This is a genomic window from Aquibaculum sediminis (assembly GCF_040712085.1).
In the GTDB taxonomy this organism is placed as follows: domain Bacteria; phylum Pseudomonadota; class Alphaproteobacteria; order Kiloniellales; family DSM-21159; genus Aquibaculum; species Aquibaculum sediminis.
This window is the reverse complement of the sequence record NZ_JBFCVK010000001.1, coordinates 558,892-576,761: the sequence shown is the minus strand read 5'-3', so window position 1 is coordinate 576,761 and position 17,870 is coordinate 558,892. Positions and strand designations below refer to the sequence as shown.

The window sequence follows — 17,870 nt, the reverse complement described above, 5'->3', positions numbered from 1 at the left end:
GCGGCCTTGGACATCGCGACCGGCAAGGTCATCGGCCGATGCTTGCCTCGCCACCGCGCCGTGGAGTTCCGCAAGTTCCTCGACCAGATCGAGGCCAACCTGCCGCCGGACCTCGAGGTTCACCTGGTGATGGACAACTACGGCACCCACAAGACCAAGCTGGTCCGCGACTGGCTCGCCAAACGGCCCCGCTGGCATGTCCATCTCACGCCCACCAGCGCCTCATGGCTCAATCAGGTGGAGCGCTTCTTCGCCCTGCTCACCGACAAAAAGATCCGACGCGGCGTCCATCGCAGCGTCCCCGAGTTGACCGCCGACATCACCACCTTCATCGAGCAGCACAACGCCGATCCCAAACCCTTCCGTTGGACCAAGTCCGCCGACGACATCCTCGCTTCCATCGAGCGCTTCTGCCTGCGAAACTGCCCAGAGCAAGCCAATCAATGATTAGAACTTCTGAACCAGGACACTAGGAAGCCTGACTGCCAAGGGAAGGCATACCTAGCCATATCGCGTTGCTATGTGCGGCGCATTGTAGGGTGAGGGAGCGGTTTTGTGCACCGCATCCGTCACCCGCTGGTGATGACCTCGTCCCAGGTGCAGGGGAGGGTCTGGCGGCCTTCGGCCATGGATTCAGCCTCGGTGCGCTGGCTGCGCGAGAGTTTGGCCCAGAGTTCGTCGGCCGTCTCGCCGGCCTCGGTTTCTCCGCCGGCTGCGGCGCGGCGCAGCCAGGCGTAGGACACCGGCAGATTGGTGCTGCTGCCGGCCAGGCGTTGCGCCACGCGGCGCAGCACCCGCACGCCGGAGACCACGTCGCCCGCATAGATTTCGCCCAGCATGTGGGCCGCCGGGGCATTGTCCTGCGTCGCTGCCTTGCAAAGCCAGGCAACCGACTCCGGCGTATCGTAGAAGCCGTGGCCTTCGTTCACCGAGCAGCAGAGCGCATCGCCGACCTTGTACTGCGCCTCGGCATCGCCGGCCCGGGCGTCATCGATGTTCGAAGCCAGAACCGCCTTGTCCTTGGCTATGTTGGCCCCTTCCGTGGCCGCGCCGATGCAGCCGCTGGTCAGTATCAGCAGCGGCAGGGCGCTCAGCCCCAACTTATAGATTTGTCTCATTCCATCCCCTCCCTGGTTGGCGGATCGCGTGACGGCGGGTGTCAGTGCTACCAATCAGGCGCGATCTGCCACATGCGCGTCGTCTCCACGCGCTTGTCTCGTGACGATAGGCAGGAAGTCGCCGCAGTCGCAATCAGGGAATAGGGCGGCCGCGCAGAAACTCGCTTCCGGCGAGGGAGACCTCTCGCTCGCAATATAAGGTCTTGGCGAGAATGGGACGTCGAGCGGGCTGTGTCATCGCAGTGCAGGCCGGCGCCTGTTCGCGCGGCTGCCGGGGTGCTGCGGCGCCACGAAATCGGTCTGCCCCGGCGTGAAAAAGGCCCCTGACGGGGCCTGACTCGTTGATTTTGTTTGGCTGGGGGACCTGGACTCGAACCAGGACTAGCGGAGTCAGAGTCCGCCGTTCTACCATTAAACTATCCCCCAACAGGGCCGCGGGGCGCTGCCGCCGTTGCTAGGCAGTATCTAGTCCAGGTGACCGGGGCGTTTCAACCCCCTTCCGCGCACAGCGCGATGTCAATGAGACCGCATCAGGAATGCGTGGGGCAGATGGGCATCTGGTCACGGCGGGCTGTGATCCGTAGAATGGTGTTATGGATGATTCCGAGCTTGCAGAGACAGCCGTTGCGCACGGAGGCGAGAGGCGGGAGGGCGCTGGCGCGGCTGGGCAGAGCGCCGCGTTGGGCGATTACGGCCCGGTTTCCGTGGCGGCGGGCCTCCCCTCGGTCTACGCCGCGCTCGACCTTGGCACCAACAACTGCCGCTTGCTGGTGGCGCGGCGCGCCGGAGACGCCTTTCGTGTCGTCGATGCCTTCTCGCGCATCGTGCGGCTGGGTGAAGGGCTGGAGAACAGCGGACGGCTGAGTGAGGCGGCGATGGATCGCACCGTGGCGGCGCTGGCGGTCTGCATGCGCAAGCTGCGCTATCGCCGGGTCGAGCGGCTGCGCGCCATTGCCACCGAAGCCTGCCGCAGGGCAGAGAACGGCACGGTCTTTCTCGATCGCGTGCGCCAGGAGACCGGACTGGACCTGGAGGTGATCACCACCGCCGAGGAGGCGGAGCTGGCCTATCACGGCTGTGCGCCGCTGTTCGAGCCGGAACGCCCCCATGTCCTGGTGCTCGATATCGGCGGCGGCTCCACCGAGGTTTGCTGGCTTGAACGCGACAAGGGGGAGGCCATCGGGCGCTTGCGCCGCTCGCTCTCGCTGCCGTTCGGCGTGGTTACCCTGGCCGAGCGGCACGGTGGGCGCGATGTCTCGGAGATGGTGTACCGCCGGATGATGGCTCAGGTCACCGAAGCGCTGCATAGCTTCGACCCCAAGGGCGAACTGCTCGCCCTGGCGCAGGCCGGTGCGCTGCAACTCGTGGGCACTTCCGGCACGGTGACCACCCTGGCCGGGGTGCACCTTGACCTGCCCCGCTATCAGCGCGACCGGGTGGACGGGCTGCATCTGAGCCGCGAGACGGTCTTGCAGACCAGCCGGCTTGTGCGCGAGCTGGACTTCCCGGCCCGCGCGGCGCATCCCTGCATCGGCATTCAACGGGCGGATCTCGTGGTGGCCGGTTGCGCCATTGTCGAGGCCGTTCTGGAGCTCTGGCCGCTCACGCGCCTGCGTGTGGCGGACCGGGGGCTGCGCGAGGGCATGCTCACGCGCATGATTCACGAGGACCTCAGCAGGGCAGGGGCGGCATGAGCGGCAGATCAGCCGGAAAATCCGGGCGCGGCCAGCGGCAGCTGCGCCAGCGTGTGCAAACTGCCAAGGGGCGGCGCGCCTCCTCGGTGCGCTGGCTCGAGCGCCATCTCAACGATCCCTGGGTGGCCGAAGCCAAGGCACAGGGCTACCGTTCCCGCGCTGCCTTCAAGCTGCTGCAGATCGACGAGAAGGTGAAGCTGCTCAAGCCGGGCCAGCGCGTGGTGGATCTGGGCGCGGCGCCCGGCGGCTGGAGCCAGGTCGCCGCCCACAAGGTCGGTGCCAAGGGCAAGGTGGTGGGAATCGATCTGCTGCCCGTCGACCCTCTCCCCGGCGTCGACTTGATGCAGCTCGACTTCCTCGATGAGACAGCGCCCGAACAGCTGCGCGCGCGGCTGGGCGGCCCGGCGGATCTGGTGCTCTCCGACATGGCGCCGCCGACGTCTGGGCATTCGTCGACCGACCATCTGCGCATCATGGGTCTGGCTGAGGCAGCGCTGGATTTTGCCGAGGAGGTATTGGCTCCCGGCGGCGCCTTCGTGGCCAAGGTCTGGCAGGGCGGCAGCGAAAAGGAGTTGCTGGATCGCCTGAAGCGACGCTTCGCCAAGGTCCGCCACATCAAGCCGCCGTCGAGTCGGGCAGAGTCGCCGGAGCTTTTTGTGGTTGCCACCGGCTATCGGCCCCCGTCGGGGCAGGGCAGCCGGATTGAGAGTGCGGACGGAAGCCGGGACGAGGCCGATGCATGACCGGCATGCGGTCCGCCGCGCAGAGTGTCCTTGAGCGGTCTTCCTCCTGGTGTAGGATGCGCCGCCAACTCCCCGCCGTCCGAGGGCTTTTGGCATGGAAATCCGTGAAGCTTTGACTTTCGACGACGTGCTGTTGCAGCCGGCCGCTTCCGCCGTGCTGCCAGCCGCCGCCGATACCCGTACACGACTCACCCGCAGCATCCAGCTCGGCATCCCGCTGCTGTCCTCCGCCATGGATACCGTGACCGAGGGGCGCCTGGCGATTGCCATGGCCCAGGCCGGCGGTATGGGCGTGGTGCACAAGAACCTGAAGCCCGATGAGCAGGCGGACGAGGTCCGCAAGGTCAAGAAGTTCGAAAGCGGCATGGTGGTCAATCCGGTCACCATCTACCCCGACGAGCCCTTGTCCAACGCCCTGGCCCTGATGGAGATGAACCGCATCTCCGGCATTCCGGTGGTGCAGCGCAACAGCGGCAAGTTGGTCGGCATCCTGACCAACCGCGACGTCCGCTTCGCCACGGACCCCAATCAGCCGGTGCAGGAGCTGATGACCCACGAGAAGCTGGTGACCGTCGCCGACGGCGTCAGCCGGGAGGAGGCCAAGCGCCTGCTGCATCAGCATCGCATCGAGAAGCTCCTGGTGGTGGACAGCGACTATCGCTGCACCGGTCTGGTGACGGTGAAGGACATCGAGAAGGCCCAAGCCTATCCCAACGCCTGCAAGGACCCCCATGGCCGGCTGCGCGTGGCTGCGGCCGTCGGTGTGGGCGACGACGGGCTGCGCCGCGCCGAGGCCCTGCTGGCCGCCGAGGTCGACGTGCTGGTGGTGGACACCGCCCACGGTCATTCGCAGGGCGTGATGCAGGCGGTAGAGCGGGTCAAGCGGATGTCCCAGGAGGTGCAGGTGGTGGCCGGCAACGTGGCCACTGCCGAGGGCGCAAAGGCCCTGATCGACGCCGGCGTCGATGCGGTGAAGGTGGGCATTGGGCCCGGCTCCATCTGTACCACCCGTGTGGTGGCGGGCGTCGGGGTGCCGCAGCTCACCGCCTTGCTGGACACGGTGGCTGCCTGCCGCGAACTGGACACCCCGGTCATTGCAGACGGCGGCATCAAGTTCTCCGGCGATCTGGCCAAGGCGATTGCCGCGGGGGCCGACTGCGCCATGGTGGGCTCGCTGCTTGCCGGCACGGACGAAAGCCCGGGGGAGGTCTTTCTCTACCAGGGCCGCTCCTACAAGGCCTATCGCGGCATGGGCTCGCTCGGCGCCATGGCCCGGGGTTCGGCCGACCGCTACTTCCAGCAGGAGGTGGCCGATCAGCTCAAACTCGTGCCCGAGGGCGTGGAAGGCCAGGTGCCCTACAAGGGGCCGGTGGGCGGCGTGGTGCATCAGCTCGTGGGCGGCTTGCGCGCCGCCATGGGCTATACCGGCAACGCCACGATCCCCGACATGCAGCGCAACTGCCGCTTCGTGAAGATCACCAACGCGGGCCTGCGCGAAAGCCATGTCCACGACGTTCTGGTGACGCGCGAAGCGCCGAACTATCAGCACAAGGGATGACGCCGGCTGCGCGCCTGCAGGCTGCGATCACGCTGCTGGAGACCGTTGGCGAGGCGGCGCCTAAGCCGGCCGACCGGGTTGCCTCGGCCTGGTTCAAGCAGCGTCGCTACATTGGATCCAAGGACCGGCGGGCGGTCTCCGAGCTGGTCTGGGGCTGCCTGCGTGCGCAGGCGCGGTTGGGCTGGTGGCTTGAGCGCCTCTACGTGCCGGACAGCGCGCGGGCGCGTGTTCTGGCCTTCGCCCTGATGGAGCAGGGCATGACGGCGCAGGACCTGCTGAACCTGCTGGACAGCGACGACCGCTATGGGCCGCCACGCTCCGATGCGGTGGAGGCGGAGTGGATTTCTCGTCTCGACGGACAGCCGCTCGAGCATTCCGAGCAGCCGCCAGCCGTGGCGCTGGAGGTGCCCGAGTGGCTGCTGCCGCGCTTCGAGGCGGCGCTGGGGCCGCAGGCTGAGGCGGAGTTGCGTGCCATGCGCGCGCCAGCCGAGGTCGACCTGCGGGTCAATCGCCTCAAGGGCACGCGCGCGGCGGCGCGGAATGCGCTGGCTGAGGAGGGCATTCCGACCCGGCCGGGGCAGTGGTCGCCCCTGGCTCTGCGGGCGGACGGGCGTCGACCGGTGGCGGCCACGCAAGCCTTTCGTGACGGCCTTGTGGAGGTGCAGGACGAGGGATCGCAACTCGTCGCTCTCTTGACCGCGGCGCGGCCGGGCATGCGGGTGTGCGATTTCTGCGCGGGAGCCGGGGGCAAAACCCTGGCGCTGGCCGGTGAAATGGACAATCGGGGCCAACTGGTCGCATGCGACGTACTGGAGAAGCGCCTGGAGCGTTCTGCCCTGCGCCTGCGTCGGGCCAGTGTGCACAACGCGACCCGCAGGCCGCTGAGCAGCGAGCGTGACCCCTGGGTGAAGCGCCACAAGGGCAGCTTCGACCGTGTGCTGGTGGATGCCCCCTGCAGCGGCAGCGGCACCTGGCGGCGCAATCCCGAGGCCCGTTGGCGGCTCGATGAAACGGGGCTCGATGAGCTGCTGGCCCTGCAGGCCTCGATCCTGGAGAGCGCCGCGCGCCTGGTGCGTCCTGGCGGTCGTCTGGCCTACGCCACCTGCTCCCTTCTGTGTGAAGAGAACGAGCAGCAAGTGGAGCGCTTTATTGCCACCCGCGAGGATTTTCGCCTGCGGCCCCTGGCCGAGCTCTGGGAAGAATCCATGGAAGGTGCGCCGCCATGCGAGGGCCAGATGTTGCGGCTGACTCCGGCGCAGCATGGCACCGATGGCTTTTTCGTCGCCGTCCTGGAACGCGTGGCGCCGGGCGTGGGTGAACCTGACGAAGCAGAGTCTACGGAGGAAAAGAAACCATGATACTGGCAGGCAAGACGGCCCTGATCACCGGCTCGACCAGCGGCATCGGCAAGGCCATGGCGGAGACCCTGGCAGCCGCGGGCGCGAACGTGGCGCTCAACGGCTTCGGCGACTCCGTAGAGATCGAGGCGCAGCGGGCCGCACTGGAAACGCAGTACCAGGTCGCGGCCAGCTATCACGCCGCCGACATGTCAAAGCCCGCCGAGATCGAGGCCATGATGGCGGCAGCAGTGGAAACCCACGGCCGCATCGACATCCTGATCAACAACGCCGGCATTCAGCACGTGGCCGATATCGCTGATTTTCCGCCGGAGCGCTGGGACGCGATCATCGCGATCAACCTCTCCTCCGCCTTTCACACCACCCGTCTGGCGCTGCCGGCAATGCGTGAGGCTGGCTGGGGACGGATCATCAACGTCGCCTCGGTCCACGGCCTGGTAGCCTCGCAGCACAAGTCGGCCTATGTGGCGGCCAAACATGGCATCGTTGGCCTGACCAAGGCGACGGCGCTGGATGCCGCCGGCAGCGGCGTGACCTGCAATGCGATCTGCCCGGGCTGGGTCCTCACTGCGCTGGTGCAGAAGCAGGTGGATGCCCTGGCCGAGCGGGAGGGGCTGGACCAGGAAACCGCCAAGACCCGACTCGTGAGCGAGAAGATGCCGACCAGCCAATTCGTCACGCCGGAGCAACTGGCGGGTCTCACCCTATTCCTCTGCGGCCCGCACGCCGATCAGATAAGCGGTGCGAGTCTGCCGGTGGATGGCGCCTGGACGGCCCAGTAGTCCTCGAATGAGGTAGCATTTCTATGGGTTCGGCCCGGGGCGTGAGCTCCGGGCCGCCTTAAGGGCGCTTGGCGGTCTGTTTGAGCGCGTCTACGCCTGCCGGCGTCGTCGCTGGCGTCAACATCCCGAAGGACGCTCCAAAGAGAAAACGCGGCCGTGGTGGCCGCGTCTTACCCTGGAATCAAGCCGGGGTCGGATGCCGGGCGATCCAGATGGATCGCCGATCGGACACTCAGAAGCCCTCGCGTTCCATACGCTTGCGCAGAAGCTTGCGGTAGCGGCGCACAGCCTCGGCCTGCTCGCGCTTCTTGCGCTCAGACGGCTTCTCGAAGTGGCGGCGCAGCTTCATCTCGCGGAAGACACCCTCCCGCTGCAGCTTCTTTTTAAGCGCGCGCAGCGCTTGATCGACATTGTTGTCGCGAACGTGGACTTGCACGGTGGCCTAGACCTCCAGCTCTTGAATGCATGCAGGAAACCCACCTTAAGAGGCGGGCAAGTGGCAGTTAACTAACACAGCTTCCGGCCCCTGTGAAGGCAAAGTTGCACCGATCCGCCCCGGCTTCCAATGAAGGAGAAACTCGCGGGACGGCCGGGGCCGGAGGCTGGCCTTGGTCACCCGGACGCTATGATCACAACTCGTCCTGGGTGTCCTCAGCCCCGTGCTGCAGGCTTTCGCCGCCTGATTCGATGTCTTCGCCCATGCCCTGCATGGTGTTGCAGGCGCTGGCGCCGAAGAGCAGAACTGCGAAAAGCGTTGCGGTGGCAAGGCGATGATTGAGCGGCATGGACAAGATACACTCTCCTTTCGGTTATGGGCGGAGCGTTGCTCATGGCACGCATCTGCCCCTTAGCAGGAGAACAACGCAGGTGGTGTCGATAGGTTCCCGGATCACGGGTCTGCCGGGATAGCGCACGCCGAAGGCTATTTGACAGTCTCGCGAGTCCGGCGCATCATGCTGGCATGAGACGCTTTGCGACATACCCCCGCTTCTTGCATCACGCAGGAACGCTGCGCTCGGGCAATTTGCCCCGGGCGAGGATTATGCTTACGTAAAGCTTCCCCGCCCGGGGCCTCCAGAATCCGTTCAATCACGCGAACCGGGGATAGCGCGAAATCCTCCGGGTGGAGTGCCTTATGGCTGCATCATCATCCCATTGCGTCACCTGTGGCGCCCCCCAGGCGTCTCACGTTCCCACATCGGTCCCTGAGTCCAGGACCGAAAGCTTCGTTCCGACAGCGGAACACCTCGAACAGGTGAAAGCGGCTGCGGGCCGTTGCCTGCTCACGGCCGGTGACTACGCTGTGCTGCAGGAGTTGGCAGAAACCGCCAGGCATGCCGATCCGCTCGTGAGCTTCCTGCTGCGGCAGAAGCTGGCATCGGCGCGGGTGATCCTGCCGCAGGATGTGCCGGCAAGCGTTGCGACGCTCAACAGCCGAGTCGTCTTTCGGCTTGAGGGGCGGGCACCCGAGTCCCGCGTTCTTGCCTTCGATCCGCGCCACGGCGTGCCGGGACTGACCCTGGGGCTCTACACGCCCCTGGGCATCACGTTGCTGGGCATGACCGCCGGCGACCGGGCGCAGGTCTGCATGCGCGACACCTCCTACTGGCCCGTCATTCTTGAACAGGTGGCGTGGCAGCCGGAGGCCAGTCTCAACCATACACTAGAAGGAGCGGCCCAATGAGCCAGTTACCTGTCGAAGCGGCGCCTGAAACCAGCGCGCCAAAACTCATAATCGATGCCGGACTGTACGAGCGCCTCGAAAGCCTCGCCGTCGGGGCTTTGGATCACAGCGAAGACGTTGCGCAGCGTCTGTTGGATGAACTCGCGCGCGCCGAAGTGCGGCCAGCGGATTCCATCCCCCCGGGCGTTATCACCCTCGGCTCCGAGGTCACCTATCGCGACGAAACCAGCGGCCGCACCCAGACGGTGCAGCTGGTCTTGCCGGGGGACGCCGACATCAGTCGCCGGCGCATTTCCGTGCTCACGCCCATCGGCACGGCGCTGATCGGCTTGTCCGAAGGGCAGTGCATTGATTGGGAAACCCGTGACGGCAGCGAGCGGCAGTTGACGGTTGTCTCGGTGCAGCCAGGCGGTGCGGACTGAGGCCGCGGGCTTAGGTGCTCTTTGCCGAGAGGCGCTTGAGTGCCTCGCCGGCCTGGAGGTAGACGAGCTTGTCCAACTGCCGCGCGCCGGGAAGACTGTCGTAGAAGCGGCGCGCGCTGCGGTTCGGCCGGTCGACCGTCCAGACCAGCTTGGTCCAGCCCCGAGCCTCGGCCGTCCGGGCGAGCTCGGCCATGAGGGCGCGGCCGAGGCCGGTCCCGCGGGCGTGCGGTCGCAGGTAGATTTCCTTCAGGAACAGGCCCATGGCGCAATCGCTGGTCCAGAACACCGGGGCGAAGAGCGCATAGCCCAGAGGCTCGTCGTCTGCGGTTTCGACCAGAATCGCCTCGAAACCCGGGTCTGCGCCCAGGTGGCGGGCCAGGCGGCTTTCCAGTTCCTCACGCGGGCAGGGCGGCTCTTCGCCGTAAAAGGCGAAGGTTTCGGTGAGCAGCGTCGCCAGCAGAGGCACATCGCCCGCCCGAGCCGGCCGGAAGCGGTGGGGTGCCTTGGCCCCCGGCTTCATTCCGGAAGATGCCCCACCTGGCCACGGTGGCGCAGCAGGTGGTCGGCCAGGACCAGCGCCATCATGGCTTCGCCCACCGGCACGGCCCGGATGCCGACGCAGGGATCATGGCGGCCGCGCGTGACGATCTCGGTCTCGCGGTTGAAGCGATCGACGGTGCGCCGCGGCGTCAGGATGGAGGAGGTCGGCTTGACGGCGAAGCGCACGACAATGTCCTGTCCGCTGGAAAGGCCGCCCAGCACCCCGCCGGCGTTGTTGGACAGGAAGGAAACCTGGTTGCCGGCCATGCGCATCTCGTCGGCATTGGCTTCCCCATCGAGGCGGGCGGCCTCGAAGCCGGCGCCGATCTCCACGCCCTTGACGGCGTTGATCGACATCATCGCCTTGGCCAGATCGGCGTCCAGCTTGTCATAGACCGGTTCGCCCAGCCCGGCCGGTACGCCTTCGGCCACGACCTCGACGATTGCCCCCAGGGAAGTGCCGGACTTGCGCGCCTTGTCCAGGTCTTCGGCCCAGTGCGCTGCGGCTTCGGCATCGGGCGCGAAGAAGAGGTTGCGGTTCACCTCGTCCCAATCCCAGCGAGCCCGCTCCACGGCACGGCCGCCCATCTCTACGAGCGCGCCACGAACGGACACCTTGCCTGCGCCAAGCAGCTGCTCGAGCACCTTGCGCGCAACGCCCCCGGCGGCCACGCGCATGGCGGTTTCGCGAGCGCTGGAGCGACCACCGCCGCGGTAGTCGCGGATGCCGTACTTGCGGAAGTAGGTGAAGTCGGCGTGCCCGGGGCGGAACTTGGACGCGATCTCGCCGTAGTCCTTGGAGCGCTGATCCTCGTTGCGGATCACCAGCGCGATGGGTGTGCCAGTGGTGCGGCCCTCGAAGACTCCGGAGAGAATCTCCACCCGGTCCGGTTCGCGCCGCTGGGTGGTGTAGCGTGACTGTCCGGGGCGGCGCTTGTCGAGCCAGGGCTGGATGTCGCTCTCGCCCAAGGGGATGAGCGGTGGCACACCGTCGATGGCACAGCCGATGGCCGGGCCGTGGCTTTCGCCCCAGGTGGTGAAGCGAAAGGCCTCGCCGAAGGAATTGCCGGGCATGCTATCAGCCTTGAGACTTGAAGCCTTCGAGCAGATCACGGATCTGCGGCACGGCATCGACCTCCATCATCCCGACGGTGTGATAGCCGGAGTCCACATGGTGTACTTCTCCGGTGACGCCGGAGGAGAGGTCCGAGAGCAGATAGAGCGCCGAGCCGCCCACCTGGTCCAGCGTCACGTTGCGCCGCAGCGGAGAGTTGTATTCGTTCCACTTGAGAATGTAGCGGAAGTCGCCGATTCCCGAAGCCGCCAGCGTCTTGATCGGACCGGCGGACAATGCGTTGACCCGGATGCCCTCGGCGCCGAGATCGGCAGCCAGATAGCGCACGCTCGCCTCCAGGGCGGCCTTGGCCACGCCCATGACGTTGTAGTGCGGCATCACGCGCTCTGCCCCGTAGTAGGTGAGGGTGAGCAGGCTGCCGCCTTCGCGCATCATCGGCACGGCGCGCTGCGCCACCGCCGTGAAGGAGTAGCAGGAGATGTCCAGGCAACGCACGAAGTTGTCCCGCGTGGTGGCGAGGTAGCGCCCCTTTAACTGGTCCTTGTCGGCATAGGCGATGGCATGGACCACGAAATCGAGGCCGTCCCAGGATTTGCCCAGCGATTCGAAGACCGCATCGATGGAGTCTTCGTCGGTCACGTCGCAGGGGAGGACGAGGTCGCTGTCGACCGACTCGGCCAGCGGACGCACGCGCTTGGCCAGCGCTTCCCCCTGATAGGTGAAGGCCAGTTGCGCTCCTTGCTCATGCAGGGACTTGGCGATGCCCCAGGCGATCGAACGGTCGTTCGCCACCCCCATGATCAAGCCACGTTTGCCGGACATCAGCAGGGAAGATTCACTCATCAGGTTACTCGCTCGAAGGCGGCCGGCAACGCGGCACAAACTGTCAAAGGGCGCGGCAGTCTACACCAAGCACCCGGACGGTCAAAGACAGGGACTTTGCTGCATAGGTGCGTTGGAAGGCCACGATAACGTCAGGGTTTCGCTTCGGTTGTGGTCCCGGTCTCCGCCATCGAAGGCCCGGCGGAAACTCCGGCGTAACCGAAGAAGGGGTCGAGATTCTCCGTGAGGTAGCGCTCCACAGCCTCGATCTCTTCCGGCTCGAAGTAGTCGCGCCAGCCGCCGACCTTGGCCCGGCGCACCTTGTAGGCGTTCGGGTTGCTGGTGTCCTTGGTGGTCATGCGGCTGCCGGAGAGCCAGAAGGTGCGCTGGCTTTCCATCTTGCGCATGTTCTCGACTGAGGCGAAGTCCACCGCTTCCTGGATTTCCTCCGCTGTTGCCGGCGTGCCGATGAACTCCATGACACGGCCCAGCGCCTCGCCCGGATCGGCGCGCATGTCCTCATAGCGCACCAGAAGCAGCGCTTGCAGCTTGGGGGCTTCGTGGGCCCAAAGGTTCATGAAGTCGACGATCTTCGGCAGGCCGGCATCATTCTGCATGACAAAATCGTAAATCGAGATGTCGGCGTTCTCGTCCGGATAGTCGTTGATCTTCTTTTTTCGGCTGCGCATCCGGTACTTCCACTGGAAGTACTGCGACACGGCGGTGTCGGCCGGGTGGCGCGCCAGGAGCACCACGGGCGTGTCGCGATAGTCGGATTTGTCGGCGTCGTGGCCGGTGTAGTCCTTCAGGTAGTTGTCGTGGCTGTAGTGAACCTTGGGCACTGCCGCGTTGCGCCGGTGCATGTTGTCGTACTGCAGCAGCATCTGGTCGGGCAGGCCGTGGCGCAATTGATAGAGCCGCGACATCATCACCCGAAGCCAGGTGCGCCCGCTCTTGCCGAAGGACACGACCACAACATCGCAACCGCGCAGCTTCTGCCACTCGAAGCGGCCGCGAATGCGCCGCTCCAGCGCGATGCGCCGCTCCGGAGGGAGAAAGAAGCAGCAGAGCAGGGACGCTTCGCGAATGATGGTTTCGATGACCGAGCGCATGGACAGTCCAAAGTCGGGAAAGGTGGGGAGCAATAGCAAGCGCGCCGCCCACTGACAACGCCAGGCGGGGTGCGGCCCACGGCGGCGCTGGCTTCAGTCTTCGCTTTCGCTCAGAACCTCGGCCAGCAGGGCATCGTCGACATTGCCGCCGGACAGGGTAATGGCCACCACCTTGCCCTTGGCATCGAAGCGCCCGGAGAGCAGGGCGGCGAGACAGACAGCGCCGCCCGGCTCTACCACCAGCTTGAGCCGCCGGGCGGCAAAGGCCATGGCCTGGCGGACGGCTGTGTCGCTCACGGCCACGCCACCCGCGGCGCACGTCTGATTGATGGCGAAGGTGAGTTCGCCGGGGGTGGGTGCCAGCAGGGCGTCGCAGATCGAGTGGGCCCCGGCCCTGTTTTCCTGACGCGCACCGGCAGCCAGGGAGCGCGCGGTGTCGTCGAAGCCCTCCGGCTCGACGGTGTAGACCGCGGTCTCGGGAGAAAGGGCTTTGGCCGCGAGCGCGATCCCGGCGGTCAGGCCGCCGCCGCCGCAACAGGCGAGGATGGCGTCAGGCGTGAGCGAAAGTTCGCGGGCCTGCTGCACGATCTCCAGGCCGACCGTGCCCTGCCCGGCGATCACATAGCGGTCGTCGTAGGGGCGCACCAGCGTGGCGCCGGTGGTGGCCTGGACCTCGGCTGCGACCTCTTCGCGCACGTCGCGATAGCGATCGTAGGTCAGCACCGTGGCACCCAGGGCGCGCGTGTTCGCCAGCTTTATCGCCGGCGCATCGGCCGGCATCACGATGGTGGCCGGCAGGCCCAACCGTGCGGCGGCCGATGCCACGCCCTGGGCGTGATTGCCGGAGGAGTAGGCCACGACACCCTTGGAGCGCTCGCCCGCGGGTATGCGGCTGATCCGGTTGAAGGCACCACGGAACTTGAAGGAGCCGGTGCGCTGCAGCACCTCGGGCTTGATGAGAATGCGCCCCCCGGTGCGGCGGTTCAGTTCATCGCACTCGAGCAGGGGGGTGAGAACCGCCTGGCCACGAAGTCTTTCTGCTGCCGCCTCCACGTCCTCGAACCGAGGCAACTCTTCTCCCGTCATCCACCAATGCTCCTGAATTCGTTGTGCCTGTCGCGACTGCGCTCAGGGGCTTCCCAGCAGCGCGCGGATTTCGTCAAGCGTGGCAATGATACGGTCAGGCCTGGCATCCAGCCGCTCCGGCGGCGCCGCAGCCCGGTTCAGCCAGGCCACCCGGAAGCCAAAAGCCGATGCCCCGGCGGCGTCCCAGCCATTGGCGGAGACGAACAGGATGGCCTCCGCCGGTGTCTCCAACCGTTCCACGGCCAGGCGATAGACCCGCGGATCGGGCTTGTAGACTCCCAGCGCGTCGACCGAGAGCACCTGATCGAGCAGCGGCGTCAGTCCGGCGGCTTCCACGGCAGCGTCCAGCATCGCAGGGCTGCCGTTGGACAGGATGGCGGTCGTTACCCCTCGGTCCCGCAGGGCACGAAGGCATTCCGTGGCATCGCCGTAGGCATCGAGCCGGCGTAGAGCGCCAGCAGCCGCGCGCGCCGTTGCGGGTCGGCGAGACCTTCGCTGTCGAGAGCGTAGTCCAGGGCATCGGCCGTGATCTGCTCGAAGTCGACGTAGCGGCCCATGAGGCTGCGCAGCCAGGTGTACTCGAGCTGCTTCTGGCGCCAGACAGCAGAGAGGCGGCCCAGGTCCATCCCTTGTGCCTCGGACTCCCGCTTCGCCGCGGCATGGACATCAAGCAGCGTGCCGTAGGCATCGAAAACGCATGCACGGATGCCAGTGAGCGGGGTCATGACGGTCAGTTCTCGAGGCTGCTTTCAGCCGGTTCGGGTTCGATCTTGTGCAATGCCACCGGCGTAGGCCGGGGCAGGGCGACGAAAGGGTTGTCGTCGGGTCGCAGACGGCGCTGGTACACCGTGTAGGATTCCAGCACGCGCTGAACGTAATTGCGTGTCTCGGAGAAGGGGATCTGTTCCATCCAGTCGATGGGATCGACGCCTGGGTGGCGCGGATCGCCGAACTCCACGATCCACTGATCGGCGCGGCCAGGGCCGGCGTTGTAGGCGGCCAGGGCCAGCGGCAGGAAGCCAGCGTAGCGGTCCAACATGCGCTCCAAATAGTCGCGCCCCAGGCGGATGTTGTACTGCGGGTCGGTGGTCAGGCGATCGAAGCTGTAGTTGACGCCGATGCGCCGGGCCACCTGTTCGGCCGTACCGGGCATGAGTTGCATCAACCCCCGGGCGCCGGCCGGGCTTACCGCGCGGCGGTCGAAGGCGCTTTCCTGGCGCATCAGGCCGAGCAGCAGCGGCCCATCGGGATCACCGCTGAGATCGACCGGTGGCGGCGGATAGAGCAGACCGGAAAGCTGGTGCCCGTCCGTCAAGGCCATGCGCCCAGTGCGGACTGCCTGCTCGGGATAGCCCAGGTCGAGCGCCAGGCGGCCGGCCAGGTAATAGTCCTCTGGTGAGGTCGCATTGGAGCGCAGGGCCAGGAAGAAGAAGGGCAGGAGGTCCTGTCGGTTGAGCGCCGCAAGAGCGCGGGTGACGCGGGTCAGATCCGCCTGTTCGAAAGCCTGGCGCTCGTTTTCGATGATCTGGACCACAGCATCCAGGCTGCCAACGGGCAGGGCGCCCAGGTGTAGGCTGGCCATCTGGCCATAGAAGACCGTGTCGTACTGGGCCGCCACCCGGTACCACTGCGTGGCCCAATCCTCGCGCCCCATGGCCTTGGCTGCTTCGCCGGCCCAGTAGGCGCCGCGGCCCAGTGAGATGGGCATCGAAACATTGTGATAGAGGCGGTCGAAGTGGCGGTAGGCCTGTTCGGGGTCGTTGAGGAAGCGCAGCGCGATCCAGCCAGCCAGGAACTCGCCTTCTGCCATGGTGAGGCCGGATTCGGCGCCATGGCTGCTGGCTATGCGGTAGGCTGTGGCAGCCTGACCCTGACGCAGGGCGCGCCGCGCCGCCCAATGCTTGACCCGCCACCAGTGGTCGGCGGTGATCTCGGACACTGATGGCGCGGGGTCGAGCAGATCCAGGGCACCGTCGGAGGCGTTGCTGCGCAGGCGCCAGCGCGCCCGCTCGTACGTCAGGCCCGGATCGTTGCGCAGGCCATCGGGCAGGGCCTCTATGGCGGCGTCGACACCACCTTGCATGGTGGCCAGGCGCAGTCGGGCTTCGGCCAACTGGGCCTGTTCAGATCCAAGCCGCTGCGCCAGTGCCACGGCCGAGCGGTCGTTGTTCTGCAGCAGGCGCTCGACGCGCGCCGCAATATCCACTTCCGTGAATGCTGCAGGAAACTCGGCCAGAAGCGCGCTTTCGGTCGAAGGAGAGAGCGAGAGGTTGTGCCAGGCGTTTCGGGCGACGTCCTGGGCTTCATCGCGCAGGCCAAGCCCCGCAAGGGCTCGGGCGAAACGCAGGGCCGCATCGCCGGTCTTGGGCGGGTACTGGCGGAACCAGTCGACGGTTTCTTGCGCGCCAAGCCAGTCGGGCAGGGCAGCCTCGGCGTAGCGGGCAAGGGTGTTGGCGCTAGGCCAATGACCGTGCGTTTCCAGGAAGTCGGCCAGTTCGCCGAAGCCGACACGCGTTCCTTCGCGCATCAGGCGACGCCATTGCACGAGGTCGCGCAGGGCCGGGTCGCTCAGGTCCTGGGACAGCGCCACGGCTTCGTCGTAGCGGTCCTCGTCGATCAGGTCCATCAACCGGTCGAGGCGCTGCAGTTCCGCCCCGTCCTGCGCGTGGGCGGAGGCGCCGCCCATCTGCGCCGGCCCGGCGAAGAGGGCCAAGAAGAAAACCGCGGTGGTAACGGCCATTCGTAACACGCTGCCAACTCCTGCTTGAACCGGATATAGCCCCCAGCTTTCCATTGATTACCACGCCCGTGCGGCAGCCCCAAGCGAATGCGATCTGTGATGCGTTTCGGGCTGCTTGTTCCCACGGAGGGCGAACGCTATCTTGCGCCACTTCGCCCGGAGAGCAGCCGCTTTCCGGAAAGAAAAATGTTCTGCAGCAATGCGAGGCTAGGATTCCATGACTGGGCCGCTTTTTACGGGCTCCCTGACCGCCTTGATCACTCCCTTCGTCGATAATCGCGTGGACGAGCAGGGTTTTCGCGATTTCGTCAAATGGCAGATCGACGAAGGCACCGATGCCCTGGTTCCGGTCGGTACGACGGGTGAGTCGCCGACTCTCACCCATGATGAACACAAGCGCGTGGTCGAGCTCTGCATCGAGGCCGCCGCAGGGCGGGCACCGGTAATCGCGGGCGCCGGCTCGAACTCCACCGCCGAAGCCATCGACTTCATGCAGCATGCGGAGAAGGCCGGCGCGGACGCCGGGCTGGTGGTGACGCCCTACTACAACAAGCCGAACCAGGAAGGGCTCTACCAGCACTTCAAGGCGATCCACGATGCCAGCAGCCTGCCGATCCTGATCTACAACATTCCCGGCCGCTCCATCGTCGACATGAGCGTGGAAACCATGGCCCGGCTGGCCGAACTACCGCACATTGTCGGTGTGAAGGATGCGACCGCCGATCTGGTGCGCCCCGCGCTCACCCGGGCGGCCATCGGCAAGGACTTCTGCCAGCTCTCCGGCGAGGACGCAACCATTCTGCCCTACATGGCGCAGGGCGGGCATGGCTGCATTTCCGTGACCGCCAACGTGGCTCCGCGGCTCTGTGCGCAGTTCCACACGGCCTGGAAGCGCGGCGACATCGCGGCAGCCCAGGAGATCAACGATCGTTTGATGCCGCTGCACACCACGCTGTTCATCGAGCCCAGCCCGCAGCCGGTCAAGTATGCGCTGTCCCTGCTGGGGCACTGCCGCAACGAACTGCGGCTGCCGCTGGTGCAGGTGACGCCGGAGACCCAGAAGCGGGTGCGCGACGCGATGATTCACGCCGGGCTGCTCAACTAGCCGCCCGGGACAGCAACACAAGACTGAAGAG

General features: G+C 66.3%; 19 protein-coding genes, 1 tRNA gene and 1 pseudogene. 9 read left to right on the top strand and 12 right to left on the bottom strand.

Going from position 1 to position 17,870, the window contains the following annotated elements; translation table 11 throughout:
• Positions 1-447: IS630 family transposase (locus ABZ720_RS02670; protein WP_366553511.1), on the top strand; the 447-nt coding region annotated here is incomplete at its 5' end.
• Positions 448-569: 122 nt separating this feature from the next.
• On the opposite strand, the gene ABZ720_RS02665 is transcribed toward ABZ720_RS02670, so the two are convergent.
• Both ABZ720_RS02665 and ABZ720_RS02660 read right to left on the bottom strand, forming a co-directional pair.
• A complete protein-coding gene (locus ABZ720_RS02665) occupies positions 570-1,118 on the bottom strand; it encodes an SEL1-like repeat protein (protein WP_366553509.1) in 549 nt (182 codons plus the stop codon).
• 352 nt (positions 1,119-1,470) lie between these two features.
• Positions 1,471-1,544 (bottom strand) — tRNA-Gln (locus tag ABZ720_RS02660).
• Between the two features lie 167 nt (positions 1,545-1,711).
• On the opposite strand from ABZ720_RS02660, the gene ABZ720_RS02655 reads away from it, so the two are divergent.
• The 5 genes from ABZ720_RS02655 (at position 1,712) to ABZ720_RS02635 (ending at position 7,253) form a co-directional block, all read left to right on the top strand.
• Positions 1,712-2,812 carry a Ppx/GppA phosphatase family protein gene (locus ABZ720_RS02655; protein WP_366553507.1) on the top strand — a complete coding sequence of 367 codons (1,101 nt, stop codon included), beginning with the start codon at positions 1,712-1,714 and terminating at the stop codon, positions 2,810-2,812.
• Positions 2,809-3,555, top strand: a complete 747-nt coding sequence (locus ABZ720_RS02650) for an RlmE family RNA methyltransferase (protein ID WP_366553505.1) — start codon at positions 2,809-2,811, stop codon at positions 3,553-3,555. The genes ABZ720_RS02655 and ABZ720_RS02650 overlap by 4 nt, the downstream gene beginning before the upstream one ends.
• Positions 3,556-3,649: 94 nt before the next feature.
• Complete coding sequence (guaB, locus tag ABZ720_RS02645; RefSeq protein WP_366553503.1) at positions 3,650-5,113, top strand: IMP dehydrogenase; 1,464 nt, start codon at positions 3,650-3,652, stop codon at positions 5,111-5,113.
• A complete protein-coding gene (locus ABZ720_RS02640) occupies positions 5,110-6,471 on the top strand; it encodes an RsmB/NOP family class I SAM-dependent RNA methyltransferase (RefSeq protein ID WP_366553501.1) in 1,362 nt (453 codons plus the stop codon). The genes guaB and ABZ720_RS02640 overlap by 4 nt, the downstream gene beginning before the upstream one ends.
• The gene (locus ABZ720_RS02635) at positions 6,468-7,253 is read left to right on the top strand and encodes a 3-hydroxybutyrate dehydrogenase (protein WP_366553499.1); all 786 of its coding nucleotides are present in this window, start codon (positions 6,468-6,470) and stop codon (positions 7,251-7,253) included. The genes ABZ720_RS02640 and ABZ720_RS02635 overlap by 4 nt, the downstream gene beginning before the upstream one ends.
• A 232-nt stretch (positions 7,254-7,485) precedes the next feature.
• On the opposite strand, the gene rpsU is transcribed toward ABZ720_RS02635, so the two are convergent.
• Together rpsU and ABZ720_RS02625 are read right to left on the bottom strand one after the other, a co-directional pair.
• Positions 7,486-7,689: a 30S ribosomal protein S21 gene (gene rpsU / locus ABZ720_RS02630; RefSeq protein ID WP_275820589.1), complete on the bottom strand. Its 204-nt coding sequence runs from the start codon at positions 7,687-7,689 to the stop codon at positions 7,486-7,488.
• A gap of 193 nt (positions 7,690-7,882) precedes the next feature.
• Positions 7,883-8,038 (bottom strand): entericidin A/B family lipoprotein, encoded by a 156-nt coding sequence (locus ABZ720_RS02625; RefSeq protein ID WP_366553547.1) that lies wholly within the window; start codon positions 8,036-8,038, stop codon positions 7,883-7,885.
• A 470-nt stretch (positions 8,039-8,508) separates the two neighbouring features.
• On the opposite strand from ABZ720_RS02625, the gene ABZ720_RS02620 reads away from it, so the two are divergent.
• A complete protein-coding gene (locus ABZ720_RS02620) occupies positions 8,509-8,937 on the top strand; it encodes a GreA/GreB family elongation factor (RefSeq protein ID WP_366553497.1) in 429 nt (142 codons plus the stop codon).
• Positions 8,934-9,359 (top strand): nucleoside diphosphate kinase regulator, encoded by a 426-nt coding sequence (rnk, locus tag ABZ720_RS02615; protein WP_366553495.1) that lies wholly within the window; start codon positions 8,934-8,936, stop codon positions 9,357-9,359. The genes ABZ720_RS02620 and rnk overlap by 4 nt, the downstream gene beginning before the upstream one ends.
• Before the next feature lie 10 nt (positions 9,360-9,369).
• Here the strand turns inward: rnk and ABZ720_RS02610 are convergent, their stop codons facing one another.
• The 8 genes and pseudogenes from ABZ720_RS02610 to ABZ720_RS02575 form a co-directional block, all read right to left on the bottom strand.
• Positions 9,370-9,879, bottom strand: coding sequence for a GNAT family N-acetyltransferase (locus ABZ720_RS02610; protein WP_366553492.1), 510 nt, complete (start codon positions 9,877-9,879; stop codon positions 9,370-9,372).
• A complete protein-coding gene (gene aroC / locus ABZ720_RS02605) occupies positions 9,876-10,973 on the bottom strand; it encodes a chorismate synthase (RefSeq protein ID WP_366553490.1) in 1,098 nt (365 codons plus the stop codon). The genes ABZ720_RS02610 and aroC overlap by 4 nt, the downstream gene beginning before the upstream one ends.
• 4 nt (positions 10,974-10,977) lie before the next feature.
• Positions 10,978-11,817 carry an enoyl-ACP reductase FabI gene (fabI, locus tag ABZ720_RS02600; RefSeq protein ID WP_366553488.1) on the bottom strand — a complete coding sequence of 280 codons (840 nt, stop codon included), beginning with the start codon at positions 11,815-11,817 and terminating at the stop codon, positions 10,978-10,980.
• Between the two features lie 131 nt (positions 11,818-11,948).
• A complete protein-coding gene (locus ABZ720_RS02595) occupies positions 11,949-12,947 on the bottom strand; it encodes a sulfotransferase domain-containing protein (protein ID WP_366553486.1) in 999 nt (332 codons plus the stop codon).
• A 54-nt stretch (positions 12,948-13,001) separates the two neighbouring features.
• The gene (locus ABZ720_RS02590) at positions 13,002-13,994 is read right to left on the bottom strand and encodes a threonine ammonia-lyase (RefSeq protein WP_366553484.1); all 993 of its coding nucleotides are present in this window, start codon (positions 13,992-13,994) and stop codon (positions 13,002-13,004) included.
• Positions 13,995-14,036: 42 nt separating this feature from the next.
• Positions 14,037-14,567: a haloacid dehalogenase type II gene (locus tag ABZ720_RS02585; protein WP_366553545.1), complete on the bottom strand. Its 531-nt coding sequence runs from the start codon at positions 14,565-14,567 to the stop codon at positions 14,037-14,039.
• A pseudogene (locus tag ABZ720_RS02580) lies at positions 14,567-14,719 on the bottom strand (haloacid dehalogenase type II); the annotation flags it as partial. The pseudogene ABZ720_RS02580 and the gene ABZ720_RS02585, both read right to left, overlap by 1 nt.
• A gap of 5 nt (positions 14,720-14,724) precedes the next feature.
• Complete coding sequence (locus tag ABZ720_RS02575) at positions 14,725-16,734, bottom strand: lytic transglycosylase domain-containing protein (protein WP_366553482.1); 2,010 nt, start codon at positions 16,732-16,734, stop codon at positions 14,725-14,727.
• 217 nt (positions 16,735-16,951) lie between these two features.
• On the opposite strand from ABZ720_RS02575, the gene dapA reads away from it, so the two are divergent.
• The gene (gene dapA, locus ABZ720_RS02570; protein ID WP_366553480.1) at positions 16,952-17,839 is read left to right on the top strand and encodes a 4-hydroxy-tetrahydrodipicolinate synthase; all 888 of its coding nucleotides are present in this window, start codon (positions 16,952-16,954) and stop codon (positions 17,837-17,839) included.
• Positions 17,840-17,870: the final 31 nt, after the last annotated feature.